This window comes from Deinococcus ficus, from assembly GCF_003444775.1.
Taxonomy (GTDB): Bacteria; Deinococcota; Deinococci; order Deinococcales; family Deinococcaceae; genus Deinococcus; species Deinococcus ficus.
The window spans coordinates 268368-294799 of the sequence record NZ_CP021082.1 but is presented as its reverse complement, the minus strand read 5'-3'; the positions used below and the strand labels follow the sequence as shown (position 1 = coordinate 294799).

The 26432-nt window shown below is 67.8% G+C and carries 29 protein-coding genes; 20 read left to right on the top strand and 9 right to left on the bottom strand.

Going from position 1 to position 26432, the window contains the following annotated elements:
* Positions 1-72 precede the first annotated feature (72 nt).
* On the top strand, positions 73-1062 hold the full coding sequence (gene rsgA, locus DFI_RS14950; protein ID WP_027463764.1) for a ribosome small subunit-dependent GTPase A: 990 nt from the start codon (positions 73-75) through the stop codon (positions 1060-1062).
* A 35-nt stretch (positions 1063-1097) separates the two neighbouring features.
* Here the strand turns inward: rsgA and DFI_RS14945 are convergent, their stop codons facing one another.
* Complete coding sequence (locus tag DFI_RS14945) at positions 1098-1409, bottom strand: hypothetical protein (protein WP_022802695.1); 312 nt, start codon at positions 1407-1409, stop codon at positions 1098-1100.
* Positions 1410-1597: 188 nt separating this feature from the next.
* On the opposite strand from DFI_RS14945, the gene DFI_RS14940 reads away from it, so the two are divergent.
* Complete coding sequence (locus DFI_RS14940) at positions 1598-3211, top strand: HD-GYP domain-containing protein (protein ID WP_051308107.1); 1614 nt, start codon at positions 1598-1600, stop codon at positions 3209-3211.
* Positions 3212-3475: 264 nt separating this feature from the next.
* On the opposite strand, the gene DFI_RS14935 is transcribed toward DFI_RS14940, so the two are convergent.
* Positions 3476-3679: a hypothetical protein gene (locus DFI_RS14935; protein ID WP_027463765.1), complete on the bottom strand. Its 204-nt coding sequence runs from the start codon at positions 3677-3679 to the stop codon at positions 3476-3478.
* Positions 3680-4721: 1042 nt separating this feature from the next.
* On the opposite strand from DFI_RS14935, the gene DFI_RS14930 reads away from it, so the two are divergent.
* Positions 4722-5705, top strand: coding sequence for an aldo/keto reductase (locus tag DFI_RS14930; protein ID WP_027463766.1), 984 nt, complete (start codon positions 4722-4724; stop codon positions 5703-5705).
* 17 nt (positions 5706-5722) lie between these two features.
* Here the strand turns inward: DFI_RS14930 and DFI_RS14925 are convergent, their stop codons facing one another.
* Complete coding sequence (locus DFI_RS14925; RefSeq protein ID WP_081425935.1) at positions 5723-7045, bottom strand: IS701 family transposase; 1323 nt, start codon at positions 7043-7045, stop codon at positions 5723-5725.
* 137 nt (positions 7046-7182) lie between these two features.
* Positions 7183-8439: a M24 family metallopeptidase gene (locus tag DFI_RS14920; RefSeq protein ID WP_244940397.1), complete on the bottom strand. Its 1257-nt coding sequence runs from the start codon at positions 8437-8439 to the stop codon at positions 7183-7185.
* 369 nt (positions 8440-8808) lie between these two features.
* On the opposite strand from DFI_RS14920, the gene DFI_RS14915 reads away from it, so the two are divergent.
* The 6 genes from DFI_RS14915 to DFI_RS14890 all read left to right on the top strand — a co-directional run bounded on the left by DFI_RS14915 (position 8809) and on the right by DFI_RS14890 (position 15685).
* The gene (locus tag DFI_RS14915) at positions 8809-9537 is read left to right on the top strand and encodes a hypothetical protein (protein WP_118375990.1); all 729 of its coding nucleotides are present in this window, start codon (positions 8809-8811) and stop codon (positions 9535-9537) included.
* A gap of 883 nt (positions 9538-10420) precedes the next feature.
* Positions 10421-11509, top strand: a complete 1089-nt coding sequence (locus DFI_RS14910; protein WP_027463961.1) for an FtsW/RodA/SpoVE family cell cycle protein — start codon at positions 10421-10423, stop codon at positions 11507-11509.
* Between the two features lie 214 nt (positions 11510-11723).
* The gene (locus DFI_RS20820) at positions 11724-12032 is read left to right on the top strand and encodes a DUF421 domain-containing protein (protein WP_244940396.1); all 309 of its coding nucleotides are present in this window, start codon (positions 11724-11726) and stop codon (positions 12030-12032) included.
* Positions 12033-12508: 476 nt separating this feature from the next.
* Positions 12509-13432 (top strand): ComEC/Rec2 family competence protein, encoded by a 924-nt coding sequence (locus DFI_RS14900; protein WP_027463962.1) that lies wholly within the window; start codon positions 12509-12511, stop codon positions 13430-13432.
* Positions 13433-14111: 679 nt separating this feature from the next.
* The gene (locus DFI_RS14895; protein WP_162145438.1) at positions 14112-14909 is read left to right on the top strand and encodes a CPBP family intramembrane glutamic endopeptidase; all 798 of its coding nucleotides are present in this window, start codon (positions 14112-14114) and stop codon (positions 14907-14909) included.
* 323 nt (positions 14910-15232) lie between these two features.
* Complete coding sequence (locus DFI_RS14890) at positions 15233-15685, top strand: DUF3592 domain-containing protein (RefSeq protein ID WP_081425978.1); 453 nt, start codon at positions 15233-15235, stop codon at positions 15683-15685.
* Between the two features lie 109 nt (positions 15686-15794).
* On the opposite strand, the gene DFI_RS14885 is transcribed toward DFI_RS14890, so the two are convergent.
* On the bottom strand, positions 15795-16013 hold the full coding sequence (locus DFI_RS14885) for a hypothetical protein (RefSeq protein ID WP_027463964.1): 219 nt from the start codon (positions 16011-16013) through the stop codon (positions 15795-15797).
* Positions 16014-16301: 288 nt separating this feature from the next.
* On the opposite strand from DFI_RS14885, the gene DFI_RS14880 reads away from it, so the two are divergent.
* The 8 genes from DFI_RS14880 to DFI_RS14845 all read left to right on the top strand — a co-directional run bounded on the left by DFI_RS14880 (position 16302) and on the right by DFI_RS14845 (position 22571).
* On the top strand, positions 16302-16943 hold the full coding sequence (locus DFI_RS14880) for an RraA family protein (protein ID WP_051308201.1): 642 nt from the start codon (positions 16302-16304) through the stop codon (positions 16941-16943).
* Positions 16940-17380 carry a hypothetical protein gene (locus DFI_RS14875; RefSeq protein WP_027463966.1) on the top strand — a complete coding sequence of 147 codons (441 nt, stop codon included), beginning with the start codon at positions 16940-16942 and terminating at the stop codon, positions 17378-17380. Before DFI_RS14880 ends, DFI_RS14875 begins: the two co-directional genes overlap by 4 nt.
* A 470-nt stretch (positions 17381-17850) precedes the next feature.
* The gene (locus DFI_RS14870) at positions 17851-18705 is read left to right on the top strand and encodes a hypothetical protein (RefSeq protein ID WP_027463967.1); all 855 of its coding nucleotides are present in this window, start codon (positions 17851-17853) and stop codon (positions 18703-18705) included.
* Positions 18706-18959: 254 nt separating this feature from the next.
* Positions 18960-19649 (top strand): hypothetical protein, encoded by a 690-nt coding sequence (locus DFI_RS14865; protein WP_118375987.1) that lies wholly within the window; start codon positions 18960-18962, stop codon positions 19647-19649.
* A gap of 850 nt (positions 19650-20499) precedes the next feature.
* Positions 20500-20637: a hypothetical protein gene (locus DFI_RS20305; RefSeq protein ID WP_155864594.1), complete on the top strand. Its 138-nt coding sequence runs from the start codon at positions 20500-20502 to the stop codon at positions 20635-20637.
* Between the two features lie 109 nt (positions 20638-20746).
* On the top strand, positions 20747-21289 hold the full coding sequence (locus tag DFI_RS14855) for a DinB family protein (RefSeq protein ID WP_051308204.1): 543 nt from the start codon (positions 20747-20749) through the stop codon (positions 21287-21289).
* A gap of 118 nt (positions 21290-21407) precedes the next feature.
* Positions 21408-22100: a hypothetical protein gene (locus DFI_RS14850; RefSeq protein WP_027463970.1), complete on the top strand. Its 693-nt coding sequence runs from the start codon at positions 21408-21410 to the stop codon at positions 22098-22100.
* 30 nt (positions 22101-22130) lie between these two features.
* Positions 22131-22571: a hypothetical protein gene (locus tag DFI_RS14845; protein WP_027463971.1), complete on the top strand. Its 441-nt coding sequence runs from the start codon at positions 22131-22133 to the stop codon at positions 22569-22571.
* Positions 22572-22596: 25 nt separating this feature from the next.
* Here DFI_RS14845 and DFI_RS14840 read toward each other — a convergent pair whose 3' ends face one another.
* From DFI_RS14840 to DFI_RS14825, 4 genes are all read right to left on the bottom strand, one after another.
* On the bottom strand, positions 22597-23139 hold the full coding sequence (locus tag DFI_RS14840) for a hypothetical protein (RefSeq protein WP_027463972.1): 543 nt from the start codon (positions 23137-23139) through the stop codon (positions 22597-22599).
* A gap of 4 nt (positions 23140-23143) precedes the next feature.
* Complete coding sequence (locus DFI_RS14835; protein WP_118375986.1) at positions 23144-23629, bottom strand: hypothetical protein; 486 nt, start codon at positions 23627-23629, stop codon at positions 23144-23146.
* A 72-nt stretch (positions 23630-23701) separates the two neighbouring features.
* Entirely contained in the window at positions 23702-24745 is a 1044-nt protein-coding gene (locus DFI_RS14830; RefSeq protein ID WP_043779363.1) for an excalibur calcium-binding domain-containing protein, read from the bottom strand.
* An 8-nt stretch (positions 24746-24753) separates the two neighbouring features.
* Positions 24754-25032 carry a DUF3006 domain-containing protein gene (locus DFI_RS14825; protein WP_027463974.1) on the bottom strand — a complete coding sequence of 93 codons (279 nt, stop codon included), beginning with the start codon at positions 25030-25032 and terminating at the stop codon, positions 24754-24756.
* Positions 25033-25080: 48 nt separating this feature from the next.
* Between DFI_RS14825 and DFI_RS14820 the strand changes: the two genes are divergently transcribed.
* The 3 genes from DFI_RS14820 (at position 25081) to DFI_RS14810 (ending at position 26416) form a co-directional block, all read left to right on the top strand.
* Entirely contained in the window at positions 25081-25476 is a 396-nt protein-coding gene (locus tag DFI_RS14820) for an excalibur calcium-binding domain-containing protein (RefSeq protein WP_027463975.1), read from the top strand.
* On the top strand, positions 25469-25837 hold the full coding sequence (locus tag DFI_RS14815) for a hypothetical protein (RefSeq protein ID WP_027463976.1): 369 nt from the start codon (positions 25469-25471) through the stop codon (positions 25835-25837). The genes DFI_RS14820 and DFI_RS14815 overlap by 8 nt, the downstream gene beginning before the upstream one ends.
* Positions 25838-25999: 162 nt before the next feature.
* Entirely contained in the window at positions 26000-26416 is a 417-nt protein-coding gene (locus tag DFI_RS14810) for a hypothetical protein (protein ID WP_027463977.1), read from the top strand.
* Positions 26417-26432 lie beyond the last annotated feature (16 nt).

The window sequence follows — 26432 nt, the reverse complement described above, 5'->3', positions numbered from 1 at the left end:
CCGTGGACTGGCCGTCCCTCTGCATCTGGTGAAGGGAGCGCCCGCGAGCGGACGTGGCAGAGTGGGCGTCATATGTTGACTGAGCTCGAAGCCCTCGGCTGGGGGACCGATTTCGAACGCGACTACCAGGCGTACCTGGGCGCGCTGACGCCGGAGGAGCAGGCCCTGGTGCAGCCGGTGCGGGTCACCGGCACCGGGCGCCAGAGCGTGCAGGTCCGCGGCGCGCAGGGGGAAGAGGAAGTCCAGCTGGCCGGCGCGCTCCGGCAGGCGCAGGTCACCCCGGCCATCGGCGACTGGGCGGTGCGGCAGGACACGGGCGCCGGACCGGGCCGGCTCGTGCACGTGCTGCCTCGCCGCACCACCTTTTCCCGCGCCGTGGGCGCCGACGACGGGCGCCGCGCCCAGGCGGCGCGCCAGCAGATCATCGCCGCGAACGTCGACGTGGTCCTGATCGTCACCACCCCGGACGCCGACTTCGACGCGGAGCGGCTGACGCGGTACGTGCAGGCGGTCGAGGTCAGCGGGGCGCGGCCGGTGCTGGTGCTCAACAAGGCCGACCTGCACGCGGACGTCACCTGGTACCTGGAACAGCTGCGCGCCGTGGGGCCGGACCTGGAGCTGCACGCGGTGTCCGCCGCGGCCGGTGCGGGCCTGGAGGGCCTGCGGGCCCTGCTGACCGGCGGGGTGACCCTGGCCCTGATCGGGTCCTCGGGCGTCGGCAAGTCCACCCTGACCAACGCCCTGCTCGAGGGTGACGTGGCGTTGACCGGGGCGGTCCGCTCCACGGACGGGCAGGGCCGGCACACGACCACCACCCGCACGCTGTACCGCGTTCCGGGCGGCGGCCTCCTGATCGACAACCCGGGCCTGCGCGACATCGCAGTGTGGGACTCGGCCTCCGTTCACTTCGACGACCTCGAGGAACTGGCCACGCAGTGCCGTTTCCGCAAGTGCACCCACACCACGGAACCCGGCTGCGCCGTGCAGGCGGCCGTGCGGGCCGGAGAGATTCCCACCTCCCGCCTGGCGGCCTTCCAGGCCCAGGCGCGCAAGCGGCGCTGAGGGCCTCTGCCTGCCCGGTTGCGGCGACCGCGGCGTTAGAGGCACTCCACGGCCCAGGCGCGCACGAGCAGATCGTCCTGCCGGAAGGTGCGCCGCAGTTCCTCCCGGTACTCCGCCCACCACGCGCGGTCCAGGGTCTCCACGAGCACCTCGATCACGACCACGTCGTCCGTCACGGTCTCGCCCTGCGCCTCGTCCTTCCACTGGCCCACGGCGGGCGCGCGGGTGTGGGCCGTGACCCCGCCAAAGCGGCCCGTGAGGGTGTCGCGCACCCGGGCGAACGTCGCCGGTGGGAACGGCCGCCGTTCGTTGTCGTAAAGCGGCAAGAAGAGCTGCACGGCATGCACGATGGCCGCACTGTACCCATTCCCCGCGGACGCAGGAGAGGAAAGGCACGGCAAGAGGGCCGTTGACGGCCTGCCCGTTTGGGGGCAGGGGGCATGCGCGGCGCGGGGCGGCGTGGCATGCTGGGCCTCACCACCGGGGTGGAATGGGGCAGCGGGCTCCGTTGTCCCGGCCGGCAAGGAACACCACCATGACGTTTCAGGAGCATCACCGCCTTCAGCAGCTGCGTCAGTTCGCCCGGTCGGGTCTGGGGAACACGCCGGCGCGTGACTTCCTGCTCCTGACCGCCCCCTCCGCCCTGCAGGACCTGGACGACCGCAGCGTGCAGCGCCTGCTGGTGCTGCGGCTCACCTTGCAGCGCCAGCATTTCGCTTTCGCTGAGGCGCTGGAGACCATCGGAGCCCTGGAGGAGCAGGCGGACCTCGCGGTGGACGACGCGTTCATGTTCGCCTGTGAATCGGTGCGCGTGTTCCTGGGACTGAACCGTGACGGGGACGCCATCGCCTCCCTACTGCACGCCGCGGCGCTGCACCCGGACGTCAGCGGGGAACTGCAGGATTACCTGCTGGTCACGCAGTCGGTGCTGTGCAGTTTCCTGGGGGATCACGAGCAGCGGCTTCAGGTCAGCCTGCGGGTTCAGCGCACACCGCCCCCCGGGCACCCGTACCACCTGAACCTGAACCCTGGCCTGGTGCAGGGCAACGTCACCTGGGCGCGGGTGGTCACGGGAGACCTGGAGGCGGCGCTGCCAGGCGCCCTGACGGCCCTCGCGGACATCCGGACGCGCTTCCCGGGGGGCGGCACGCACGCGCAGTTCGAGGTGAACACCCTGCACCTGCGCGCCATGCTCGGCCAGACCCCCGACCCGGCCGAGTTCACGCAGGTGCGCGACCTGCTGCGCGCCCAGGGCAACACGGGGCTCAGCAGCAGCCTGCTCACCGCTGAGGCCCTCGCCGCCGGGAACGCCGGCCGGACCGAGGAAGCGCACGCGCTGTTCGGACAGGTGCTGGACCTCCTGCGCGCGCAGGAACAGGCCAGCCGCGTGCCGCTGCTGCTGTACGACCAGGCGCTCGCGTTCTACCGCGCCCGCGGCAACCCCGAGGAACTCGTGCCCGTGCTCGAAGGCCGCATGCGGGTGGTGGAGGCCATGCAGCGCCAGTCGCACGGCATGTTCCTGGAACTGGAACGGCAGGCGTTCGAACTCAACCGCATCCGCGGAGACCTGGTGCTCAGCCAGGCGGACCTGATCACCCGCCTCAGCGCCATCGGGGAGCGCCGGGACGACGCGACCGGCCAGCACCTGCGGCGCGTCGCGACCCTGGTGCTGCACCTCGCCCGGGCCCTGGACCTGCCCGACGCGGACCTCATCGCGGAAGCCGCGCGGCTGCATGACCTGGGGAAGGTGAGCCTGCCGGACAGCATTCTGCTCAAGGCCGGACCGCTCACACCCGGGGAGCGGGAGGTGATGCAGCAGCACACCACGCACGGCGCGGAACTGCTCGCCGGCGGAACCTCGCGCGTCCTGATGCTCGCGCAGAGCATCGCGCTGCACCACCACGAACGGTGGGACGGTACCGGCTACCCCCACCAGCTGCGCGGGGAGGCGATTCCCCTCCCGGCCCGGCTGGTCGCGGTGGCCGACGTGTTCGACGCGCTGCTCAGCGAACGCCCGTACAAGCGGGCGTGGCCGCTGACTGAAGCGCTCGGGGAGATGCGGCGCCTGTCGGGTACGCACTTCGAACCGCGCATCGTGCAGGCGCTGGAGCGCGTGCTGGACACCGTGCCGCAGGCCGCCGACGCCTGACCGGGCCCTCTGAGCGGGCATGGCGGAGCGGGCCGCCGCCAGGAGGCCGCCAGGTCGCAGGCAGCCTCCTCCAAGGACTGCTGCGACCGGGACTCCTGCACCAGGGCCGTCAGGCGCCTCTTGAAGGCGCTTGCCTGCTCCAGGCTGAGTCTCAGGGGGCTGCACACCGAGGTCAGGGGCGCCTGAGCCAGCCGGCGCGACAGGGTGAATGGCCGGTCGCGGCTGGTCGTCATGAGCCCGTTTCCCAGGCGGCGTGATCGGCGTTCAGCGCGCCGCGCGACACAGCGCGACGGGCAGGGCCACGTCCTGCCTCGGGAAAAGCGGCGACCCGATCCGCACGAGCATCACCTGACCCTGAGGATCCCGGAAGAACTGGGCGACGTGCCCGTCAGCCGGTCCTCCCGCCATCACGGCGGCGTCCGGCTGGAACCGCAGGACTGCCGGCGCGGCGTCCTCCTTCCCGGACACGCGCAGGGTCAGGTTGCCCCCCGGTCACCTCGAAGTGCAGGGAGGGCGCGTCAGCCGGTCGTTTCGTGGACGCCTTGAACGGCCCAGCGTGGACGTAGAGGGCAGGGACGGCGTGGCTGGCGACCGGCAGGGTCCACATGGGCAGGCCCAGCACCAGGGTTTTCAGGACCTGTTCCAGCGCGGCATTGAACGCCCCGCCCGAGGGGCTGTTCAAGTGCGCGATCATGGCCACCTGGCGGCTGGGGAAGACCAGGAAAGCTGTCACGCGCGCCCCCATGCCGGATCTGGTCAGGTTCAAGCCACCAGGCCAGGCCCATCCGGGCCGGCGTGAGCCCCTCCATGAAGCCGGTGGTGAGCTGCGGGCTGAACAGACTCTTGCGGTCAAACCGCGCGAGGGGTGGGTCCGCCTGCACGCCCTCGCCGGTCATCAGGCACCGCGCGTAGCGCGCCATGTTCCTCACGCGGCAACTCAGGGTGCTGCCGGCCAGCGCGGCGGAACGCATCAGCTGCCAGTCCGGCAGCACCTGCACTTCGCTGGACACGGTCCGGTGCGCCGCCGCGTTCCTCGTTCGGCACGGGACTGCCCGCAGCACTACGAGCTGGCGAACCTGCTCGCACAGCAGGCGATGCGCCGCGGCTACACGGCAGCTGGATGGCTGTGTGCCGCAACATTTGACCGTTGGATGCTCAGTCTGGGCCGGCCACAGAAGTACGGCACGCAATTCGTGACCGAAGTGGAAGGCTGTGTGATGAAGCTGGCGCCGTATGACCCGGCGGTCACCGACCCGGTCTGGTGCGCCGACGCTGGCCGTGGCGCTCCGGCAGGCGGAGAAGCTCAGTGCCCTCTGGAATGCCAGGCGATCACAAGCGCCGTGGCTCCGATGGAGACTGAACGATGCAACCGAGGCTGAAAGTGATCCTGTCGAGCGTGACCTGAGGCAACGAGTACCATCTGAGGGGCGTGGGCACCCACACCCCTGTGCCCGCCGGAAAAGGAGTGTCTGCCATGACCCAGCCTTCCTCTGCCCCCACTCCGTCCCCCATGCCGCAGCGCCGCCTGCGGAACCTGACCGTGTCCGCGCTGGGCCTGGGCTGCATGGGCATGAGCGCCTTCTACGGCGCCACCGACGAAACCGAGAACATGGCCACCCTGGACCGCGCGCTCGAACGCGGCGTCACGTTCTACGACACGGCCGACATGTACGGCCCTCACCTGAACGAGGAACTGCTGGGCCGCTGGCTGCGCGGAAAGCGGGAGCAGGTGGTGCTGGCCACGAAGTTCGGCATCGTCTTCGACCCGGCAAACCCCATGCAGCGCGGCATCAACGGCCGCCCGGAGTACGTGCGCCAGGCCATCGAGGGCAGCCTCACGCGCCTGGGCACGGAGTACGTGGACCTGTACTACCTGCACCGCGTGGACCCGGACACGCCCATCGAGGACACCGTGGGCGCCATGGCCGAACTCGTGAAGGAAGGCAAGGTGCGGGCCATCGGCCTGTCGGAGGTGAGTCCGGACACGCTGCGGCGCGCGAACGCCGTTCACCCGGTCACGGCGGTGCAGAGCGAGTACTCCCTGTGGACCCGCGACCCGGAGGAGGGCATCCTGGCCGCCTGTCGCGACCTGGGCGTGGGCTTCGTGCCGTACAGCCCGCTGGGCCGAGGCTTCCTGACCGGGCAGATTCGGAGCCCGGACGACATCGCGGACGACGATTTCCGCAAGCACAATCCTCGCTTCCAGGGACAGCACTTTCAGAAGAACCTGGATCTCGTGCGGGAAGTGCAGGCCATCGCCGCCGAGAAGGGGTGCACGGCATCGCAACTTGCGCTGGCGTGGGTGCTGGCGCAGGGAGACGACGTCGTGCCGATTCCCGGCACGCGCCGCGTAAAGTACCTGGAGGAAAACCTCGGCGCCCTGGAGGTGCACCTGACTGAAGTGGACCTGGCGCGCATGGACGCCGCCTTCCCCCGGGGCGCGGCCGCCGGGGACCGGTACCCGAGCAGCGCCATGGCCAGCCTGAACCGGTAGCTGTACATTGGGGGAATTCAGGGTCCGCTGAATAAGGCCGTGCAGCACGAGCAATACAGTCGCAGACGTTGAGATCGCCGAGGAGATACCCCGGCGATCTCCCTTCTGATGGCGGGGACAGATTCGCCAAAAAAGCCGTCCAACTGGGACAGGCGGATCCACTGGAGGAACAGCAGGGCGACCAGACACAGGACCGCATGGTGGTGCAGGCCCTGCCAGGTCCGCCCTTCAAAGTGATCCAGCCCCACCTCCTGCTTGAGTTCCCGGTGACCCAACTCACACGCCCACCGCTGCTTCGTCACCCGAACCAGATGGTCAAACGACGTCTCCGGCGGCAAATTGCACAGGTAATACTTTCGTTCTCCACGAGCACGCTGCTCCCCGATCACCCAGGCACCTTCCCCTGGAAGGTGCTGGCCACGAGCATTCGCGTTGCCATCCGCCAGACGGACGTACTTCGCGGCGAATGTCCCTGTCAGCGGTCCTTTCGTGCCTTGGCGCCACATCACGCGACGCCAGGGTTCCCGGACCAGGACGGCCTCAATGGTTTCGGTGTCCTCGGAGGGGGTTGGGTGCTTCTGGGGTCGTCCCCGAGAGCGTTTGGGGAGAGGGATCAAGTGGACCTGTGCGGGGTACACCCGTTGGGTGCGGACCGTGCCGACCGACCACCGCAGGCCACGGGCAGTGAGGGCGCGTCGAAACTTCGCATTCACGCCGTACCCCGCATCCGCCAGGACCATCCCGAACTGCACGCTCCCTGTCAGATCGTCGATCTCCCGCAGGGCGATTTCCCATTTGGTGGATCCCAGCGGGTGTTCCTGTGGAACACCCGCCTGCAGGCACCTGGCTGGGTCGGTGGACCATTCTGAGGGGAGAAACAGCCTCAGGCGCAGGGGAATAGGAATCTCATCCCGGGCCAGTGTGACGGACACCAAACACTGGCAGTTGGTGATCTTTCCCGCCTGCCCGGAGGACTGCCGTCCCACCCCAACCGAGTGAGATCCGAACTTGCTGAGACAGGTGTCGTCGATGATGAGCACGGCATTCCGGCCCCCCAGAAGGTGCTGTGCCCGGTCGGCGACGATTTGCTCTCGCCCTTCGGTCTTCCAGGGGCTGTCGGTGATGAAGTGCTGCAGGTGATCCTGCTTGCCGGGGGCCACCTGGTCAGCCAGGGGTTGCATACTTTTCCTGTGCGCAGGACTGCACAGACCCTGCACGTAGACCGGGGCCCATTGCTGCTGGGCCTGATGGCGGAAACACGTGTGGAACGGGGAGAACCAGATCGGGAAGTGGCGGGTCCACCGCGGGCGTCGAGAACGCTTCAACAAGAAGGCCAGCATCGCAGATGCTGGCCACGACGACGCCGATGAATATTCCCCGAAGTACAGTTACCTGACGTCTGACAGTGTCTGACTTGACGATGTATTGGGAAGGTCGGTTTGATTTACCTGACCGTAACCACACGCCGGAGCCCCTGTTACTCCCCGGCCGGCTCTCCGTACCCGCGGGCGCGCACCTGCGCCCAGGTGTCCGGGCCGCCCAGCACGAACGGCTCGCGCTGCACGTGCGTGGTGACCTCCGGCCCGGCCGGGGAGAGGAACACGTCGATCTCCGTGCGGATCCCGAAGCCCCGGTGCGCCGGGTACGTGCCGGGTTCGATGGTCACGCACAGCCCGGGCGTGAGGGTGCGGGTGTCGCGCGTCTCGTAATCGTCCAGGTTCGCGCCGGACCCGTGAATCTGCACGCCCAGGTCATGCCCGGTGCGGTGCAGGAAGTACGGCTCCCACGCCTCGCCCATGGCGTCCCGGGCAGCGCGGTCCAGTTCCCAGCCCTGCACCCGGCCCCAGCCCTCGGCCTCGAAGCGGTCCTGCACCAGGCTCAGCGCGGCGTCCCGGGCGGCGCGGGTGGCCTGCCACGCCTCGGCGTACTCCGGGCCCGGCTCGCCCGCATGCGCCACCCAGGTCACGTCCGCGAACGGCCGGCCCGGCTCCTGCGCCCACAGGTCGATCAGCACGCACTGCCCGGGCTGCAGCGTGGCGTTCTGCGCCTCGCCGGGCTCGTAGTGGCTGTCGGCGGCGTTCACGCCGAAACTCACGTTCACGTCATGCCCGGCCTGCATGCCTGCCGCGCGGATCTGGTCCATGATCAGCGCCTGCACCTCCAGTTCCGTGACCGCCTGCCCGGACTGCAGCCGCTCGTGAATCAGGCGGAAGGCGTCGTCCTTGGCGCGCATCAGGACGCTCGCGGCGTGGTCGTGCGCGGCGCGGTCCTCCGGCGACCACACCAGGAATGCCTGCAGCAGGTCCGCGCTGCTCTCGATCCCGGCGGCCCCGGCGGCCCGCACGCGCTCCACGGTGCCGGCGTCCACGCGGCTCACGTACGGCACCGCGCCCAGGGGGCTGTACTCCATCGCCACGCGCTGCCCGGCCACGACCGCTTTCAGGGCCGCGTCCAGTTCGGCGTGCGACCCGAAGGGCCGCAGGTCGGCGTCCCAGGCCCGGGTGATGTTCCGCCAGTTGCCGCCCTCGATGTGGTTGTGCAGCACCACCGCGCGGCCCTCGCGGGGCACCCACACGAAAAACCGCCGCGTCAGGAAGACGCTGGCGGGAATGTCCAGCACGCGCCGGGCATGGGGGTTCAGGCCCTGGAAGTCGTACATCAGCCAGCCGTCCAGGGCGGTGGACTGCAGGGCGGCCTGCATGCGCTGGACGGGCGTTGCGGCGGGAGTGGTCATGCCCGGCAGCCTACTGTGCTGCACAGATCCAACCTAGGAAAAACAGCTGACCCGGTGGGTCATTCCGCATAGGCTCGACGACATGCTGGGCCAGTTCCTCACCTTCTGAACCGGTCACCACACCACGCCCCAGCTGGTGTGGCGGGTCTCCAGTGAAGGGACACTGAAGAGCACCCGCATGATCAGTGACGCGCGGCAGGGGATCAGCCCGTACGGTAAGGCATGCGATCTCTCTCCCTCCTCACAGCGTTGCTCCTGTCGGTCGCACCTGCCCAGCCCGCCCCCAAAGCGCCCATTTCCATTCCGAGACCGAGTGCCGAGCGCCTCTTGCTCGAACGGATTCTCACCTCGAATGGGAACGGGGCCTCCGTGGACATCTTCCTCGGTGAACTGCCGGCGCGCTTTCCCATCACGCTGCCGGAGGGCAGCCGGGTCATCGGAAGCGTCGTGACCGTCCGGCCGGGCACGACGGCCTCTCCAACCACCGCGGTGTATTGGAACAGTCCAGTGAACCCGCTCTCCACACAGCAGACCCTGGTGCGCACCCTCGAGCAAGGTGGATGGCGCCGCCTGACAGTGCCGTTCGGACCGGACCTCACCATGGGCGGGTTCCAGCCGGCGAACCAGGTGACGGGCGGAACGTGGTACCGGCGTTCCCCAGACCAGATCCTGATCTTCCGCGTCCAGCAGGCAGGCGAGGGCTCCCAGGCGACCCTGACCCTGAGCGGCGCAGAGTCCCTTGACCAGCAACTCCGGGCTGCAGGTGCGGTCACCCCCGGAACGGGGACAGGACTGCCCGTCCTGCGGCCCCCGCTCGGCGCGGAAGTGCATGTCGAATCGCAGGGATCGGTAGGGGACGATCTCAATCAGGCCGCGCGGATCGTCACGAACTTAAGCCCGGCGGCCCTGACCAGCCACTACGCGGGGCAGCTCAAGCAAGCGGGATGGCGCCTTCTGAACGAAGCGGAGGTCGACGGCTTGAGGACCAGCATCTGGTCGTTTGCGCAGGGCACAAGGCGAAATCTGGGCATTTTCACGGTGCAGACGGTGGGCAAGGGGGAGTACCGGGCGCAGGTGAGCACCGTCACCGGCCGGTGACGGGCAAGCCTTGCGACGTGGTGCCGAGTGGACGGGGCCCACCAACTCAGAGCACGCGAGGCAGACGCCGCATCCCGCCACTCAGCCTTGACAGAGCCTCAGACCACTGGGGGCTCCCGGGAAGACCATGACCTCAACCCCAGTTGACGCCACCGCTCCCCTCTCGGTGACCGTGCCCCTTGCGCCACTCCATGCGTCCGTAATGGCGGACCTCGCACAGGACGCTGGCATTTCCCTGCCCGCCTTCTGCGCCTTCGTGCTCGAACGGCACGCCCTGCATGACCGCCCGCCCGAGATACGCCCCACCCGGACCTGGAGCGCCTCATTGCCACGCAACTCACGCATGTCACCGAGCACCTGGGGAAGCTTTTGAATCGGATCAGTCGGGAGATCGATGGGCTCCGCGCTCAAATGGATCCTCTCACCTGTCAGGCACGCGGCCCGGATCTCCGAGCAGAAAGTGGCCGGAAGGCACGGTCCCTGGGGTCCTGAGCCCGCACACTCCGTGACTCGTTGCCTGACGTCCGGCTATGGTACCGGGCGTGAAGAAATCACGTCACACACACCAACGACCATTCGCGATCAGCCGGCGACCGCATCACAGTTTTGACACTGAGTTGTGCGGAGGCGCACCGAACACCCGGACGCGCCATTCACCACAGGACCAGCGCCCGTGCAGCCTGACAAAGCTCCGGCTGCCCCTGCACAGCCGGGGCGTGCCTCCACCCTCTCGTGAACAGGCCCGACGTGCCCACCCTTGCCCGCCGCCCGACCACCTGGCCCAGCCACAACCCCCGCACCGCCCCGCAGGACCGGTCCGCCGGTCCTGCCGCCATTCCCTGCCTCTGGTCTCCAGGTCACTCCCACTGAAGGGAGGCCCGGCATGAGCGTGCAGCTCCTGATCGCCCAGCTGCTCCTCCTGATCCTGGGCCTCATCGGCGTCGCCACCGCCGCCCCCGAGAAGATCCTCGACCACGGCGGCAAGGCCCTCCTCGCCCTGTGCGTCACGTTCCTCGCCGCCCAGGTCCGCCCCCGCACCTACCTGAAACTCGCCCCGTACGCCTGGGGCGTCACCCTGCTGCTCCTCGTCCTGACCCTGTTCGCGGGCAAGGGCGCCGCGGAAAGCGGCGGGGTCAAACGCTGGCTGGAATTCGGCCCGGTCCGCTTCCAGCCCAGCGAACTCGCCAAGCTCGGCCTGGTCCTGCAACTCGCGTCGTTCTTCTCCCGGCGGGGCGTGCAGAACAAACTGATCAGCGTCACCGCCATGATCCTCCTCACCACCGGCCTGGTCCTTCTGGAACCCGACCTGGGCACCAGCGTGCTCACCTTCGGGCTGGGCGTCGTGGTGATGTTCGCCGCGGGCGTCCGGTTCTCGAACATCGGCGGGTTCCTCCTCGCCCTGACCCTCCTGGCCCTGCCGCTCGCCGACCGGTACCTCAGTGCCCATCCGTACATCCTCGCGCGCGTGTTCGGACATCTCGGCCGGGACGAGCAGGTCGCCGTGGGCCTCGACCAGATCGGCATGGCCCACCGCGACCTGCAACTCGGCGGCCTGTGGGGTCAGGGGCCCGACGCGCCCCGCTGGACGTACTTCGCGGCGCACACGGACCTGATCGTGGCATCCGTGGGCTTCGCCACGGGCCTGCTGGGCGTGACCATGCTGCTGTTCGCGTACTGGCTGATCGTCTCCACAGCTTTGCAGGTCGCCCAGCTGGCCACCCGCGTGCGCCCGATGCGGCCGGAAATTCACGGGGCGTCCATCCTGGCCAGCGGCGCGATGTTCATGATTGTCGGGCAGGCCCTGGTGAACCTGGCCGTGGCCGCCGGGCTGTTCCCCGTGACGGGCGTGCCGCTGCCCATGGTCAGTTACGGCTTCTCGTCCATGCTCACGATGGGCCTGGCCATGGGCATCATTCACAGCGCCATGCGCGAGGTGTACCGAGCCCAACCTGCACTCGCGGATGGTCTATGAGGCGCATGCTGATGCGCCAGGACCGGCCCAACCCCTGCTGGTATCGTCCTGACATGGCCCGAGCACTCTCCAGTGGCCTGACCACGGGTCCAGGTGCCTCCGGATAAGCGTCCCGGGCGATCCGGGCTTCCAGCCGCTGGACTGGTCGCGGCTGCTGTTCGGTGAGGACTTCTCAGTTCCCCTCCTGCTGGAGATACTGCTGCGGACCGGGGTGGTGTTTCTGTGGCTGGTGTTCCTGCTGCGCATGACCGGCAAGCGCGGCCTGTCCCAGCTCAGCCCCCTGGAACTTGCCATCGTGATCGCCCTGGGCTCCGCGGCGGGCGATCCCATGCTGTACACGGAAGTCCCGGTCCTGCTGGCGGTGCTCGTCCTCACCGCCGTGGTCGCCCTGCAGCGCGGCGTGTCGTGGTGGATGATCCGCTCCCGGCGGCTGGAAACCTTCGTGGACGGCGTCCCGGTGGAACTGGTGCGCGACGGGGTGATCGTGGACGGCAGTCTGCGGCGTGCCCGGCTGAGTCGGTAGGACCTGTTCGAGCGCCTGCGCCCCGAAGGCGTGGCACAACTCGGGCAGGTCCGGCGGGTGTACCTGGAGCAGTCCGGGGAACTGTCGGTGTTCCTGCTGCCGCCCGCTCTGGTGCGCCCGGGGTTGCCGATCGCACCGCCGTGGGACGTGGAGCCGCCCCAGATAACGGAGCCTTCCGGATTGGTGGCCTGCCAGGCCTGCGGACGGGTGCGGGCAGGGACGACAGCGCCCTGCGCCTGTGGTGAGCGTGAGGTTCACCCGGCCACCACCGACCCCTGGCCACCAAGCGCGAACGGGAGGCCTGTAATCTCTGCCACCTCGCCATGAATGCACAGTGGAGGTCCCCCTGCGATCCAGGCTCTTCCACGCACCGGCTACCTCTTGACGCGTGGCACTGTGGCGCCCGCTCACTGCCCTCGTGTGCGCTGAAGCAGAAAGGCGTCGGATTTCCTATTCAGGCCGAAGTAGGCTCAGGCATGCCCACCCGCCCCTGGGAGCGCCCCAACGTTCGAGGAGCCGCCCTGCTCGCACTCTGCGCCCTGAACTCCGGCCCGGCTCTTTCCAGGCAGTCGGTTCCGCTGCCCAGACCGGCCCCCTTGACCCTCCGGTTCCTGACGGCCGACTCGGGGGACGCGGTGGTCGTGACCGCCCCCACAGGCGAGGTCCTCCTGTACCTCGCCTCCCCGCAGAGACGCCGTGTCGACGAGCTGAAGCGCCTCTACACCCTCGACCGGATCGATGCGGTGGTTCCCGGCAACTCTGGCTCCCTGACGACGACCTGGTTCAGGGCTCACGGCGCGGCTTTCCCACCCCCACCAGGTTCAGGCTGGCTGAAAGGCGCGGAGGCCCGTCGGCCCCTGTCAGCTCAAGGCGAGGTCACCGATTTCAACGTCGGTGAGGTTCGCCTCATGATCCTCCCGTCGCCTGACGGCGGGGTCTCGGTGAACGTTCCCCCTGCCCTGCGGATCGACTACGGGGGGTTCAGTGCGCTGTTGACCGGCCATACGCTCGTTGCCCAGACGGCCGGCTGGCTCCGCACATTCCCTGGACAACCCCTCGGTCCGGTGGACGTGTACGGGACCGTGATCCGGGCAGGGGGAACGGGGGACACGGCGGACTGGCTGCGCTCCGTCCGGCCCCGCCAGGTGATCGCCCGGGTGTCGCCGGATGGGGGGCTGCCGGCAGCCGTGCTGGGGGCGTACCAGCAGGCGGGCGCAGCCGTGTGGCGCACGGACCGGCAGGGCACCATCACGGTGAGCGTGTGGCAGAACGGCTGGTACCAGGTCAAGGCTGAGCGCGGGCTGACCTCGGGGGTTCTGCCTCCAGCCGGTCAGGTTGTGCCAGCGGTGCCACCCAGCCTGGACCGTCTGCCTCCCACATCCATTCCGGATGGGTACTGACCGAGCACTCAACCTCCCACAGGGACCGATCACCTGCGACCGGGAACCCAAAAGGAAAAAGCCGCACTCGGCGGCTTGATGGTGAACAAAATAGCGCCCTATACACCAGGTGCCCAGGACATGCACCACAGTTCAGGGCGGCACGTGATGCGGGTCCTGAGTGGCGGTCACGGTCACGCTGGCCTTCGCCCCGTTCACATTCGCGTGCGCATGGGCCCGAATTCTGCAGCCACGAGGGGCTCGTCCACAGGGTCATAGACACGCGATGAGCGGATGCAGGCGCCGGGACTGGGTTTTCCCCTGTCAAGGCCGTGACGCGGTGCCAATAGTGCAGCTCTGAACTACCTGCTGTGGCTCAGTCTGGAGTTGCTGCGCCAGGCGCTCCACCTCCTCGAGGAGTCCGGACACCCCTGAGCGCACATGGGGACGCCCCCATTCAAGAAACCGGAGGGCCTGTTCGGGTTGCCCGTACGCCGCGCAGATCCGCGCGAACAGCAGGAAGTGGTGCCTGGAACGGGAGCACGCCTCAGACGCTGACGCCAGCTCATCTGAAAGGCGGACGAGGTTTCCTCCGGCCATGCCTACGCTCTGCGCCATGGGGCTCACACGTCTTCCCTCGGTTCACAAACCGCTCGTCTTCCTCTCGTTGACCTTCACCCTCAGTGGGCTCTGCTACTTCATGCTTCAACAAGACGCCGACGAGCTGTACGGTCTCGGCCTCATCGCGAGCCCTGCGCTGTCGGCACTGTTCACCCAGCTGCTCTTTGAGCGCACCCTCCGGGGGCTGGGCTGGACGCTGCGGGCCCCACGGTGGACGGTGCTCGGCTACGTCCTTCCCCTGCTCTATGGACTCGTGGTCTACCTCACCGTCTGGCTGACGGGCCTGGGCGACGTGTCTGTCGCCGCCCTGGCCGCCCAGGTGGCCGACCCGGGCGCCGGCTCAGCAGGGTTTCTGGGCAGCTACGCCTTCAAGACCGCCACGCTGGGGGTGCTGTTCGCCGGCATCACCGCCTTCGGGGAGGAACTCGGCTGGCGCGGCCTGCTGGTGCCTGAGCTGGCCAGGCGGCTGTCCTTCACCAGCACGGCCCTGGTCAGCGGCGCCCTCTGGACGCTGTGGCACACCCCGGCCATCGTGCTGTTCGAATACAACAACGCAGGCGCGCCTCTGCTCTACGGACTGGCGTGTTTCAGTGTGATGGCGGTCAGTCTGAGTGTCGTCCTCGCCTGGCTCCGCCTCCGGTCAGGAAGTGTCTGGCCGGCCGTGGTCCTACACGCCAGCCACAACGCCTTCATCCAAACCCTCCTGAATCCCCTGACCGTCCCGAACGCGGTGACGCCGTACGTGACCGGGGAGTTCGGTCTGGGCCTGGCCGTCGTCACCGCCCTCCTGGCCTGGCTGGCCTGGTCCGATCGTAAAAATCTGCCACCCCTGCGGGAGACCAGCAGCGCTCCTGGCGAGGTGGGCTTGCCCCGATAGTGCGGAGCGGAAGGGAAGCGGAGGTCGCTTGCCGTTCGCGCTCGGGGGCCATCAAGTCTCCCAGGGGGAATGGCGACACAGCATTCAGAACGCGGGTGGCCTCCTGGACGCCGAGTACGCCGGGAACGTCACGCTCAGATGAGCACGTGCGCACTGCCACCTGGCGCCCTGCCGGTACGCTGGATCAGCCATGTCCAACCGTCCCCACGTCGCCCTGAAGTGCAGAGGTTCACGCCACAACCCGCGCCTCGTCGTGCACTTCATCCGGGGTCGAGATCAACTCTGCTGCTGGACCGGAGCCACCTTCCGTTAGGCTCTTCACGATGGCCAATGACCCACCAGTTCTGATGTTCCTGATGATCCTGATCTTCATTGGGTTCGGGGCGCTCCTTTACCTCTTATTCAGAGCATTGTTTGGATCAAAAAACTGGCGCGTGGCAGATGGCGTGGTCTTGAGAACAAAGACTTCTTCCAGCGACTCGGTGGGGAGTCTGCCTGCCTACAACGCGCATATCGTCTGGAGTTATGTGGCTGGGCAGCAAACATATCCTGGGGAGATGGCCATCGCCTACTTTTCCGCGCGAACGGCCCAGCAGGTGATTGAGACGTATCAAGCCGGCACGGCCGTGAAGGTGTATTTCAACCCCAGGAAGCCCTCTCAAAGCACGCTTCGTATCAAGAGTCCTGGCACCTGGATCCTCTGGATCGTGACTGTGCTGAGTACGTTTGGTTTCTTTTGCATCGTCATGGCTGCTGGCTACCTGGTGTTCGATTGAATCGCGGACATCGGCCCACTGCGAAACAGCGGCCGTCTTGCGAGACACGCATTCTGTCGGCTAGTCATCGGTGTAGATGGGTTCGTGCCAGCCGTCCACCGGAGGGAAGTCACTCCTTGGTCTGGTGGAATTTATCGACGATGGCGTTCATTTCGACGCGTGCCTCGGACTCGCTCCCAAATTCCTTGGAGATGTCGTAGGTTTCACCCGAGCTCATGCGGCAGACGACCTTCCAGGCATTGTCGACAGCCGTCACGACCTTGATGTGCTCGATCTCTGCGGAGTTGACCCAACTTCCTTTCTGAGCAGCCACGTACATGAAACGCATACCGCATCCTATGCGCCAACGGATAGGTCTGTTCCGGCGCGCCCCGCCGCCCGTTGTAAACGGTCAGTACCGCGTCCAGAAGCGGCTCAAACAGTGCCGTTGGTCGGCGGGAGCAACATCGCCAGCGGCACCCCGCAGCCATCGACGATCATAAGCGGCCGGGGATGTTTCTTCCTTGGTGACGACCAGAGACGCGGAAGGCCACGTACGCTGAACCTCAACCCGGCCTGCCAGGGTGCCGACCGTGACGGGTGAGCCGGTCGTTCACTCCCCCTTTCCGGAGCCTCCATGACGCAAGCCCTGCCCACGGCCACCGACTTCCACACCCTTTCTCCCTGCGCTCTGGCGGACGTCCTTACCCAGGAGCACGTCATGGACTATGGTCTGCGCCCCCTTTGGACGTCCCCGCCCCGTGTGGCCGGACCTGCTTACCCCGTGCAGTGCGCTCCAGGCGACAACCTGATGCTGCACGCCGCCATCCACCGCGCCCCGCCCGGCGCCGTGATCGTCGTCGAGGCTGGAGACACCACCTTTGCGGTCGCGGGCGGGAACGTCTGCGCGGTCGCGCAACGGCGCGGCATCGCGGCCTTCATCGTGGACGGCGTGATCCGCGACCTCGCGGAGATGCGGGCAATCGGCTTCCCGGTCTTCGCGCGGGGGCTGAGCCCGATTCCCGGCCGGAAGTCCGGCCCTGGCCGGCTGAATGCCCCCGTGAGGTGCGGCGGAATTCAGGTCAGCCCAGGGGACATGATCGTCGCCGACGAAGAAGGGATCGTCGCCGTGCCGGGTGAGCGCTTGAGCGAGGTGTGGGCGGCCGCGCGGAAGAAAGCGGACCGGGACGCGGCCACCCCCCTGGACGTCTGGGAGGCCGAGCACCGGGCACGGATCGAGCAGCTCCTGCAGCCAGGGTTCTCTTCAGGTGAGGCGTGAGCGATGACCTGTTCGATCAGCTGAAGACCCAGTGGCGGGCGTGGAACCGCGAGACGTACGGCACGCCCATCGGACGCCTGTGGGGACGAATGAAGTCCTACGGCGCTCAGGCGGGCTGGTCGGATCCCGTGCCCGTCCCAGAGGATTTCGACGCGCTGGGGCAGCCACAGCGGACGGACCTGTGCGAGTTCCGGGTGGTGCTGGGCCGGGAGGAGCTGGCCTCGGGCGTCCTGGGCACGCGTGATTCACTCCAGGTGATCAGCGCGTGCCTGATCGAGGCGGGGCGGAAGATGAAAGCGCAGGACTACTGGATCGAGGTCGAGGGCCTCGGACCGGACTTCGCGCCAGACCCGGACGCCGATCCGGAGGTCACCCGCCGGACGCTGCGCGAGCGGCGCCGGGCGGCGCTGGCCCGGCAGCGGGCTGGAGAAGCGTGACGGTGGGGCCTCAGATGTGCAGGCCTTCTACCGCGCAGGTGAGGTCGGCCAGGTCCTGACCGGAGAAGTCGATCCCGAGGGCGTGCAGGACGCTGCTGAAGTCGTCCGGTCAGCAGCGCAGACATGCCGTGATTGTCCCAACGTGCTGGGGGGAGATCAACCGAATTCATCGCCGGGATGTTTGGCGCGGCGTGAACAAGAACGTACGCTGAAGCTTGACCCGGACTACCCGTGATTGCATGCCGGCCGCTTCTTCCACTTCCCAGGGCCTCCATGAGGCCTCCCTGCCCACGGCCGCCGACTTCCACGCCCTTTCGCCCTGCGCCCTGGCGGACGTGTTCACCCTGGAGCACGTCATGGACGCTCGCCTGTATGCCCTCTGGACGCCCGGGCCCCGCGTGGCTGGGCCCGCCTTCGACGCAGGACCACGGCGCCGGAAGTTCAGGCGCCCAATCCCTGAGGATCCCCCCGTGACCCCCATGCGATCCGCCTTCCGCTCTGTCCAGCCCCTGGCTGCCGTGTCCCTGATCACCCTGCTGCTGCTGAGCGGCTGCCGGGAGGGCGCAGCATCTACCCAGGCAGACCCCCGCGCCGCCTCCACCGCCACCCCCAGCTGGCCGGCCCTGAAGGGCACCGTGCGCCTGGCACAGGACCCCCAGAGCGAGGCGCCAGGGCAGCACCAAGACACCGACGCGGCCGGACTCACGCTCGCGGTGGTGGTCGACATCACCAGCGAGTCCACCCCCATCCCCGAGCCCCCGACCCTCCCCGAGGGGATCCTGGCACAGACCAAGGTGGCACAGGACCTGAGCTGGCGCCTGGCATTGCCGCCGGTGCCTGAGGGCTACCTCACGCCCCTGATCGCCATGGACAACATGGGCGAAGCCTGCACGGTCAAGGAGAACCGCGTCTCCCCGGCCGGGGTGGGCATCGCCCCGGCCTACCTCGCGCTCCAGACCGCCCATACTGAACCTGACCCCTATCTGGATGAGGCGCCCACCGGCTTCGAGCGCTTGTACGCGCCGGGACGGCCCCTGAATGAAGAGGAGCTGGCGGTGGCCATGCTGATGCACGGCCTGAATGGCAACCGCCGCACCTTCGAGCTGCGCTACGTCGAGCGCGACGTCGAGGCTCGTCTCCTGGCCGACTGCCGCCTGGGCGGAGCGCGGCTGAGCCGCATCGACCAAAAGCTCCGTCTCAAACAGGGGTGGAACCTGATCGAATACGAGGTGCTGGAATTCTTCGAGAACCAGACCCTGGTGGAACGGCAGGCCGCGCGGATCGCGCCTCCCGGCACGCCGCTGCCCCTGCGTTCCAGGCATTGAGGTTCGTCGACACGGCCCCGCCCCAGACGTCCTCAACTTCAGTCCCGGCCATGGCCGGGCCGCCCTACCATGGCAATGACGATGACCACTTCTTCTCGACCCCGCCTGGCGCTGAACCTGCTCTGCTGCTGGCCACCCTGCTGGTCGGCTGCGTGCGCTCGCCCCAGGCCCAGACCAGCCCGTCGCCGGCGACCGGACGAGACGGTGCCTGGACGGGGCCGATCCCCGACGCCCCCCGGCCGCTGCCTGAAGGGATGCAGGGCGGCCTGGTCGGTGGAAGCGTGCGGCTGCTGCGCGATCTCAGCGACGTCGGGGGTGATCTGTTCTTCCCTGGAGTCCACACCAACGAGGAAGCCGCCGGGCGCGACGTGGCGCTGCTGCTCGAGCCCGAGATTCCGGAATTTGACCGGCCCATCGACCCCGACGACGCCCCCGAAGCTAAGATCCTGGCACTGGGCAGCGTCACCGACCAGCTCGCCTGGATGCTGACCCTGCCCGGGGTGGAGCGCACCGATCTGCGGCCCATGAGGCACTCCCAGACGGTGCCGGGCTGCGCGATGAAGGTCAACGAGTACGACCCCGAGGCCCGCTACGCCTTCGCCCGCCTGGCGATCCGGATCTCGCACACACATGCCGATGATGAGCCCGAAGCCAACCTGCCTAATCCGCCGGATGGCTTCGAACTGCTTGACCCCAGCTGGCCGCTGCCGGACCAGACCTCCGGCTGGAAGGGACGCGGCCTGATGTACGTCGACCGCGACGTCAAGGCGCGCACCGTGATCACCTGCCCGGACAGCGGATCGGTGCATGACACCCAGCTCGACCTCAAGGCCGGCTGGAACCAACTGGAGGTGCGCGAGAGCGTCAGCGAGACCGGCGCCATCCACAGCGTGCAGCGGGTGATTCCCCTGCAGACCCTGATGCCCCTCCGAGGCGTGCACTGACGCCGTCGCAGGCGTGGCCTTCGGGGCGGGAGCTAGAGGTGCTATGGGCGGTGGCGAATGTGGTCATCGGTGGGTCTCCGCGGTGGCCGGAATCCGCCCGGGGGAGGATGAGGGGCGCCTCTCCTTGGTGCCTCTCCTGCATCGCCACTGCACTTGACCACCCGCCCAAGGGCATCTTGCGTTTCACGTCATGCACGCGCAATCCTGACGCAGGAGACGGCCATGACCCATCTGCTCCGCGACCTGCTCACCGACCTTGAACTCCTCTAGCACACCCTGGAACCCCGCCCCACCATCGAACGTGAAACGCAGGAATGGTGCCCGGAGTGCGAGCAGTACGTCCCGGAGCTGATGTACGGCTACTGCCTGCCCTGTCTCGAAGGCCAGGACCCCGACGACCCCGACTCGCCTTGACCGCTCCGCGCCGCACATGCGGTGCGCACGCCCCACCATCCGCGCCATGATCGGAGGCGATGCACGAGGCTGAACACCGCGGCTCACCTGCCGCCGACCCGGCCCCCCATCTGGGCGGGGCAGGCACGCTGGAGGAAGGGCACCTGCGCGCCGCTCTGTCCCTGTTCGACAGCGCCGGGCGCCAGGAAGGACACCGGGGACACCGGGGGGCCGCGTCATGAACCTCCACCCGTTTCATTACCGTTAGGTGGCCCGCAAGGACTTCAGCCGGGACGCCTACGGCCGGCTGATCTCTTTCGAGCGCACCTTCCACGATCTCGGCGTCCGGCCCGGCACTACGTTCCCACTGGTCTGGCACGCCGGTCGCCCATCAAACTGACCGGCGGCGCACATCTTCGCGACCGACAGGGCCGGGCCCCGTATGCTGCCCTGCGTCATGGCCCGTCTTTCTTCCATCCAGCGCAAAGGCCTGCTCTTCATCGCCGGAGCCTTCGTCATCAACCTCGTCTTCGCCGCCCTCACCGGCCACCCACTCGGCGTGGAACGACCCCGGGACACCAAGGACGCCGCCTGACCTGACGCTGGAACACGAATTCACCGCACTCTCCGCGCTGTTCACGAGTCATGCCGTCATCCCGGTCAGGTCTGGCAGGGCATCAGACGCGCAGGCGAGACACTGAGGCATGCCCACAGATGACCGCCTGCGCCCCACCCCAGGATTCACGCCTGAGATCGGCACACTCGTGAGCATGCTCGCCTACACCCGTCACACCACCCTCACCGCCGTCCAGGGGCTGACCCCCGACCAGCTGGACTGGTCCGCGGGCCCGCGGGGCAACAGCATCGGCGCCCTCCTGGCCCACATGGCCGCTGTGGAGTGGGCGTACGGCGTGGCCACCTTTGAAGACCGGGAGCCCACCGCGCAGGAGAAGACCGAGTGGGGCCCGGCCCTCCGGTTGGGGGCCGCCGCCCGGGACCGGTACACGGGCTGGACTCTGGAGCAGTACGAAGCCCTGCTCGCACAGGTGCGCCAGATGAGCCTGCGCCGCCTCGAACCGTGTCAGGACAGCTGGCTCGACCGGGAATTCACCCTGATTGACGGCACGAGGGTGAACTTCCGCTGGGCGTGGTTCCACGTCTTTGAGGACGAACTGAGCCACCGGGGACAGATCCTGCTGATCCGCAACCACCTGCTCCCAGTGCCCATGGCCGCGGCACCCCACTGAAGACCAGGGGGCGGAAGGGCGGCCCTGATCCCCCGTCGCCCACCCGGACTTCCTTTTCGCCCAGGTCCGCGGACGACTGAGCTGTTGACACAGGGAAGTCCCGTTGCCATGGTGCGGCATGTCCCGCATCTGGGTCGACTTCAATCCCAGTCCCAGCGCGCTCTATGCCCGGTTGCGCCTGGACACGCCCAGGTCCACCGAGGACCTTCACCGCCTCCCCAGCCTGCACGAGGGCATGAGTCTCAAGATTTACGACGACGAGAACGAAGCCGACGCCGTCCTCCGCCTCCGGGACGGCGTCTGGGTGGCCGAGAATCTGACGAACCACCGGACAGTGTGGCGAACGACCGCCACCGACGTGGTCGGCGTGTTCCGGGACGCCCTGATCGCCCTGCTTCCCAGTCTGGAGCGCGCCCGCATCCCCTGGCGGGACGGCGAGGCGTCCGACGACTTCGACCGCCTCGCCCAGGCCGCCTACGACACCTACGTCCTGAGCGCCTTCCGCTTTGGCCTGACGACCGACGAGGAGGCCATTCACGTGCCGCCGTGGGACCTGCACGTCACGACGTACGCGGAGTCGGACTGGATCGAGGTGGTCTCCAATGACGTGGCGGAGCGTCCGCTGGCCCTGGTGGGCTTCAAGACGCGCGACACCCCCTTCGACACGGTCACGGCGCAGCCCGTGACCGCCGCTGGGGCGTGCCAGGGAGCGCCGGTGCACCACTCCTTCGAATACGCCCGCTTCCGGTTCCAGTGGCGCCAGGACCCCTTCACGTGGACGCCCGTCGAGCACCTGAACGTCCACATCTGAACCCACCCTGAACCGTTCCCGGAGGGACCCATGGACCGCGCCAGCCTGACCGCTGCACAGCTGGAGCAGCGACAATTCCTCCTCGATCTCCTCCAGGCGGACGGCTGGACCCTCAGGCACCTGGACGCCTTCGACCAGGACCTCTGGCTGCCCGCCGAGGTCACCGCCCGCAAACGCACCCCGGCCAGTCTGATGGAACTCACTTACAGTTTCGAGGACGGGTACGTCGGATTCAACGTCGCTCAAAGGCCCCTGCGCCGTGCCGAGTACGTCTCCTACTTCCCGGACTGGCCCACCTCGCTCGACATCGTTCAGCAGATCCTGGCCCGGTCCGGGCACCTGACCGTCGACGATGCCGCGCAGCTCGCTGCTGACTTGGCCGGCCAGTTCCCCGGCGACATCTTTCTCTTCACGGGCACCGAAAAGATTGAACTCACCGCCGAGCCTGCCCCGGGCGAACTTGGGGGGTGACCTCCACGCCGATCGCTTGCGGTGGTCAATTCCCTGTCCACGCCCGGATCAGGGCTTCGGCCTTCTCCACCGTGGGCACTTCACCGCTCGCCTGGAACTGCCGACTCACCTCGAAGCCATAGTCCACGGTGGTGCCCGTCATCACGTACGCCCCCAGGGCCGCGGCCCGGGCAAACGGGAGCTCGGCATCCATCTCAGGGTTCCCGGTCTCCTGCAACGTGATGGTCCGGCGCAGCACCTCGTTGGGATACGGGGCCAGCATCCCCAAAGTGCTGGCGGCCGACCCGAACACCCCACCCAGGACCCCATACCGCTCCGGGTGGGTCAGGATCTGTTCGAGCCAGGCAATGGCCATGTTCCGGTCACAGGCTGACTGCGCATACTTGATGCTGTAATTGACCCAGAAGGCATCGGACTCGTCGTCGAAGTCATCCACAATCTGGCGAAAGAACGTATCCCACTCCAGGGTGGGGCGAGCGATCGCGTCCCTCAGGGTGGCTTTCAGCTCTGCCGTTGGGCACGACTCAAACGGCATCCACGTCTCGTAAATGGTCTTGATGGCCCTCATGGCGTCAGGGGAGCTGCGGGTAGTCACGGAGATCCGGCACAGCTCCTCCGAACCGGGCGTACCCGCGCAGGATGTACTGCCGTCCCACGACCACCTCGAAGCCCAGGTTCAGATGCTCTGGCTCCACCGGTTTCCAGGACGGGTATTGAAAGTCCATGACGTTCAACACGGCGACGAACGCCTGCTCCACATGACCTTCCACCTGTCCAGGGGCACGGCGGGACGCGTCCATGCGGGCCGGGTCGGCCAGCCCGAGGAAGATCTCACTCGAGGACCGCAGGAGGGTCCGGGCCGACTCCCGCAACTTGGCATCGCCAGGAAAAGCTTCAAAAGACTCTTCTTCCGGTTCACCAGGGACGGTACTGAGCGCGTCAGCGGCCTGCAGGAGGGCCGCCACGTCGGCCAGCGCGGCCTCGGTCAGAGTGGGGAGGCGCGCCTGCAGGCGCTGAAGGGTCTGGTGCACCGAATCGAATGGTGGCATGGTGGTCACGAGTGATCCTCCTGAAGTTGAGCACGGGTGTCCATGGCCGTCTGCGGCGACGTCAGGGTTCCGAGAAGCGGCCTACTCGCAGGCGCGGCCATCGCCATCCCGGTCCAGCCCCGCCCGGTAGCCCGGCTGGCCCCGCAGGAGAGGTGACTTCCCGGCGGCCCGGACCGCATCGCAGTTCGCGTAGTACACGTCCAGGGAGGGGGTCGGGGTGACGGTTGGGGGATTGGGCGTGATCGGCGTGGTGATCGGCGCCTTGCCTGGCCTTGAGAGGGGTGGGCGCTGGGGACCGACCGTGCCGAACTCCGTGCTCACCTGATAGCGTCCGTCACTCTGTACCGTCACGGTGACCGTGCCCTGCAGGTCCGTGCGCCAGGTGGTTGCGCCCGTGCTTCGGTAGAGATCCAGCGCACTCTGCGTCGGGTGCCCGTAGTTGTTCGGTCCAACACTGATCACCACGTTCTGTGGGCGCACCGCCGCCAGCCAGCTCCGCGTGTCCCCGTTCGCGGCCCCGTGGTGGATGCTCTTGTACACGTCCACCGGCCCGAACGCCTGCCCCCCGAATTGCTTGAGCCAGGCGTTCGTCTGGGGTGCCTCACTGTCCCCGGTCATCAGCGCCTTGAAGCCGCCGTACTCGACCATCAGGCCGATGCTGTTGACGTTCTGCTCGTTGACCGGCATGCCCGCGGGCGGGGCCAGGACCCGCACTTTCACCGTGCCGAGATTGAGGGTTTGCCCGGTGGCCTTCATGCCCTGGGTCTTGGCCAGGGCGGTCACGTTCAGCAGCTTCTGGAAGATCTGCGTGGTCGCGGCAATGCCGTTGTTCAGGAAGTACTTCGGCTTGAACAAGGCCACCGCTGGGACCAGACCCGTGATGTGGTCGGCATCCATGTGACTGGCGGCAACCAGGTCCACGCGGGTGATGTTGAACTGCCGGACCAGTTCCCGCATTTTGGCCTCACTGCGCCCACCGTCGTAGAGGATCGTCTCGCCGGTGGGGGCGGTGATTAGCACGGCGTCCCCCTGGCCGACATCCAGGAAGCGGATCACCAGTGGGGGAGAGGACGGTTTGGGCGCAGTCTGCGCAACGGCAGAGCCCAGCAGGGCCGTGGCGAGCATGATTCCCTTCACAGCGTGATCTCCCCGTCGGGTGCCGCCTGGTTCAGCGTATCGAGCCGCGCCTGAGCGCCCTGACGACGTCTGCGTGTTTCCTCGTGGTCGATCTCCAGGTCCAGATCCCCGTCCGTGACCTCCAGCCGGATGACGTCGCCTTCCTTGACACCCTTCGGCAAACTGGACAGTGCCCAGTCCTCGGTCGTGCCGTCCGGCAGTTCCACCCTCGCCCACTGGCCCTCGATGCCATCGACGACTACCGTGCCGCCGAGTGCCTGCGTGTCGTCCGTCATGCGGTCAACCTAGCGCGCAAGGCTGACTGGGGCCTGCGAGGATGGGGCATGAAACGCTTCCTGATGCTCGCCGTGCTCCTGTCCACCGCCGCTCAGGCTGCCACCGGCGTGATGACGAGCAACGTCAACCTCCGCCGCACCGCCAGCGCCTCTGGCATAGTCCTGACTGTGATCCCCAAGGGCACGAGCCTCACTGTGGCGTGCACGGGGAGCTGGTGCCGGACGACGTACAAGGGCCAGAGCGGGTACGTCGCCAAGAGCCTGGTCCGGATGCAGACGGCCACCACCAGCCTGAGTACGCCCCCCCAGCCGGCCCAGCGGGCGGAAGTGGTGTACGCCAACTGCACGGCGGCCAAAGCTGCGGGCGCGGCGCCAATCATGCGCGGCCAACCGGGCTACCGCCCCAAACTCGACCGGGACAACGACGGCGTGGCCTGTGAATGACCGGGATGCGGTCCTCGCCGCCCTCCATGCCCAGCTGCCGGTGATCTGGCGTCTCCTTCCGGAAGGCCTGACGCTTACCCCAACGGACGATTCGGTGACGCTTCGCGGGAACGACTCCGGGCTCCTGGTGCAGAAAACCATCGTCACCGGCCTGGGACCCAGGCACTTCCTGACCAGCCTCCTCGACGAAATCCAGGTGGTCGCCGCGGATCTGCTCTCCGAGTACTGGCCGCGGATCGGCACCTGCCACCTCGACTACGACGTTCAGGAGGTCGATGGGCAGTTCACGCTGGTGTTCTGGCCCGCGTCCCTGGAAGCGCAGGAAGGCCTGTGGCGAAGGGTGCCCACAGCGGGGCAATAAAAAGAGCCGCACTGGGCGGCTTTGATGGAGACCAAGGTAGCGCCCTATGCAGGATCCGCCCAGGACATGCACCACAGTTCACCGTGTTGACCTGGAATCACGGGTGGCACGGCGTCCACAATCTGGGCAGCGGACCGCGCACCGCCCACCGTCCCCTCAGGCATGACCGAGCTCTGCCATTCCGTGGCGCCCCCGGCAGCCCACCGCGCCTGGGTGTGGCTCCTTCCCCTGACCCTGGTCACCACCCTCGTGCTGGCCCTCGCGGTGTTGTCCGTGCTGTTCGGGAACGCCGTGACCCTGATGGCAGGTGGCGGATTCCTCAGCCGGCAGGACACCATTGCGGTCCTCCTGCCCCTCCCCGGGACCGTCCTCACCTGGATCGGCCTGCCGCTCGCCCTGCTGCGCCCCCAGGCCAGGACCGGGGCCGTGGTAACGCTCACAGGAGGGCTCGCCGTGGCACTCGCCGCCGTGTTCATGGGCGCTGGCGTGCTCACTCTTCCCTTGTGGGCTACGGTCCTGCTGGGGCTTCTTGCACTGCGGACCCCTCCGCAAATGCCGCCAGAGGCAGGTACCGCCTGATTTCCGTGCCTCTTGA

What these genes read in the sequence shown, in the direction of transcription:
- DFI_RS14810 (WP_027463977.1), top strand. Translation starts at nt 26,000, where the DNA reads ATGACCGAGCTCTGCCATTCCGTGGCGCCCCCGGCAGCCCACCGCGCC.
- DFI_RS14855 (WP_051308204.1), top strand. Translation starts at nt 20,747, where the DNA reads ATGCCCACAGATGACCGCCTGCGCCCCACCCCAGGATTCACGCCTGAG.
- DFI_RS14830 (WP_043779363.1), bottom strand. Translation starts at nt 24,745, where the DNA reads ATGCTCGCCACGGCCCTGCTGGGCTCTGCCGTTGCGCAGACTGCGCCC.
- DFI_RS14865 (WP_118375987.1), top strand. Translation starts at nt 18,960, where the DNA reads ATGCAGGGCGGCCTGGTCGGTGGAAGCGTGCGGCTGCTGCGCGATCTC.
- DFI_RS14880 (WP_051308201.1), top strand. Translation starts at nt 16,302, where the DNA reads ATGACGCAAGCCCTGCCCACGGCCACCGACTTCCACACCCTTTCTCCC.
- DFI_RS14850 (WP_027463970.1), top strand. Translation starts at nt 21,408, where the DNA reads ATGTCCCGCATCTGGGTCGACTTCAATCCCAGTCCCAGCGCGCTCTAT.
- DFI_RS14890 (WP_081425978.1), top strand. Translation starts at nt 15,233, where the DNA reads ATGGCCAATGACCCACCAGTTCTGATGTTCCTGATGATCCTGATCTTC.
- DFI_RS14925 (WP_081425935.1), bottom strand. Translation starts at nt 7,045, where the DNA reads ATGCTGGCCTTCTTGTTGAAGCGTTCTCGACGCCCGCGGTGGACCCGC.
- rsgA (WP_027463764.1), top strand. Translation starts at nt 73, where the DNA reads ATGTTGACTGAGCTCGAAGCCCTCGGCTGGGGGACCGATTTCGAACGC.
- DFI_RS14845 (WP_027463971.1), top strand. Translation starts at nt 22,131, where the DNA reads ATGGACCGCGCCAGCCTGACCGCTGCACAGCTGGAGCAGCGACAATTC.
- DFI_RS14900 (WP_027463962.1), top strand. Translation starts at nt 12,509, where the DNA reads ATGCCCACCCGCCCCTGGGAGCGCCCCAACGTTCGAGGAGCCGCCCTG.
- DFI_RS14820 (WP_027463975.1), top strand. Translation starts at nt 25,081, where the DNA reads ATGAAACGCTTCCTGATGCTCGCCGTGCTCCTGTCCACCGCCGCTCAG.
- DFI_RS14825 (WP_027463974.1), bottom strand. Translation starts at nt 25,032, where the DNA reads ATGACGGACGACACGCAGGCACTCGGCGGCACGGTAGTCGTCGATGGC.
- DFI_RS14840 (WP_027463972.1), bottom strand. Translation starts at nt 23,139, where the DNA reads ATGAGGGCCATCAAGACCATTTACGAGACGTGGATGCCGTTTGAGTCG.
- DFI_RS20305 (WP_155864594.1), top strand. Translation starts at nt 20,500, where the DNA reads ATGGCCCGTCTTTCTTCCATCCAGCGCAAAGGCCTGCTCTTCATCGCC.
- DFI_RS14910 (WP_027463961.1), top strand. Translation starts at nt 10,421, where the DNA reads ATGAGCGTGCAGCTCCTGATCGCCCAGCTGCTCCTCCTGATCCTGGGC.
- DFI_RS14920 (WP_244940397.1), bottom strand. Translation starts at nt 8,439, where the DNA reads ATGACCACTCCCGCCGCAACGCCCGTCCAGCGCATGCAGGCCGCCCTG.
- DFI_RS14940 (WP_051308107.1), top strand. Translation starts at nt 1,598, where the DNA reads ATGACGTTTCAGGAGCATCACCGCCTTCAGCAGCTGCGTCAGTTCGCC.
- DFI_RS14885 (WP_027463964.1), bottom strand. Translation starts at nt 16,013, where the DNA reads ATGCGTTTCATGTACGTGGCTGCTCAGAAAGGAAGTTGGGTCAACTCC.
- DFI_RS14930 (WP_027463766.1), top strand. Translation starts at nt 4,722, where the DNA reads ATGCCGCAGCGCCGCCTGCGGAACCTGACCGTGTCCGCGCTGGGCCTG.
- DFI_RS14895 (WP_162145438.1), top strand. Translation starts at nt 14,112, where the DNA reads ATGCTTCAACAAGACGCCGACGAGCTGTACGGTCTCGGCCTCATCGCG.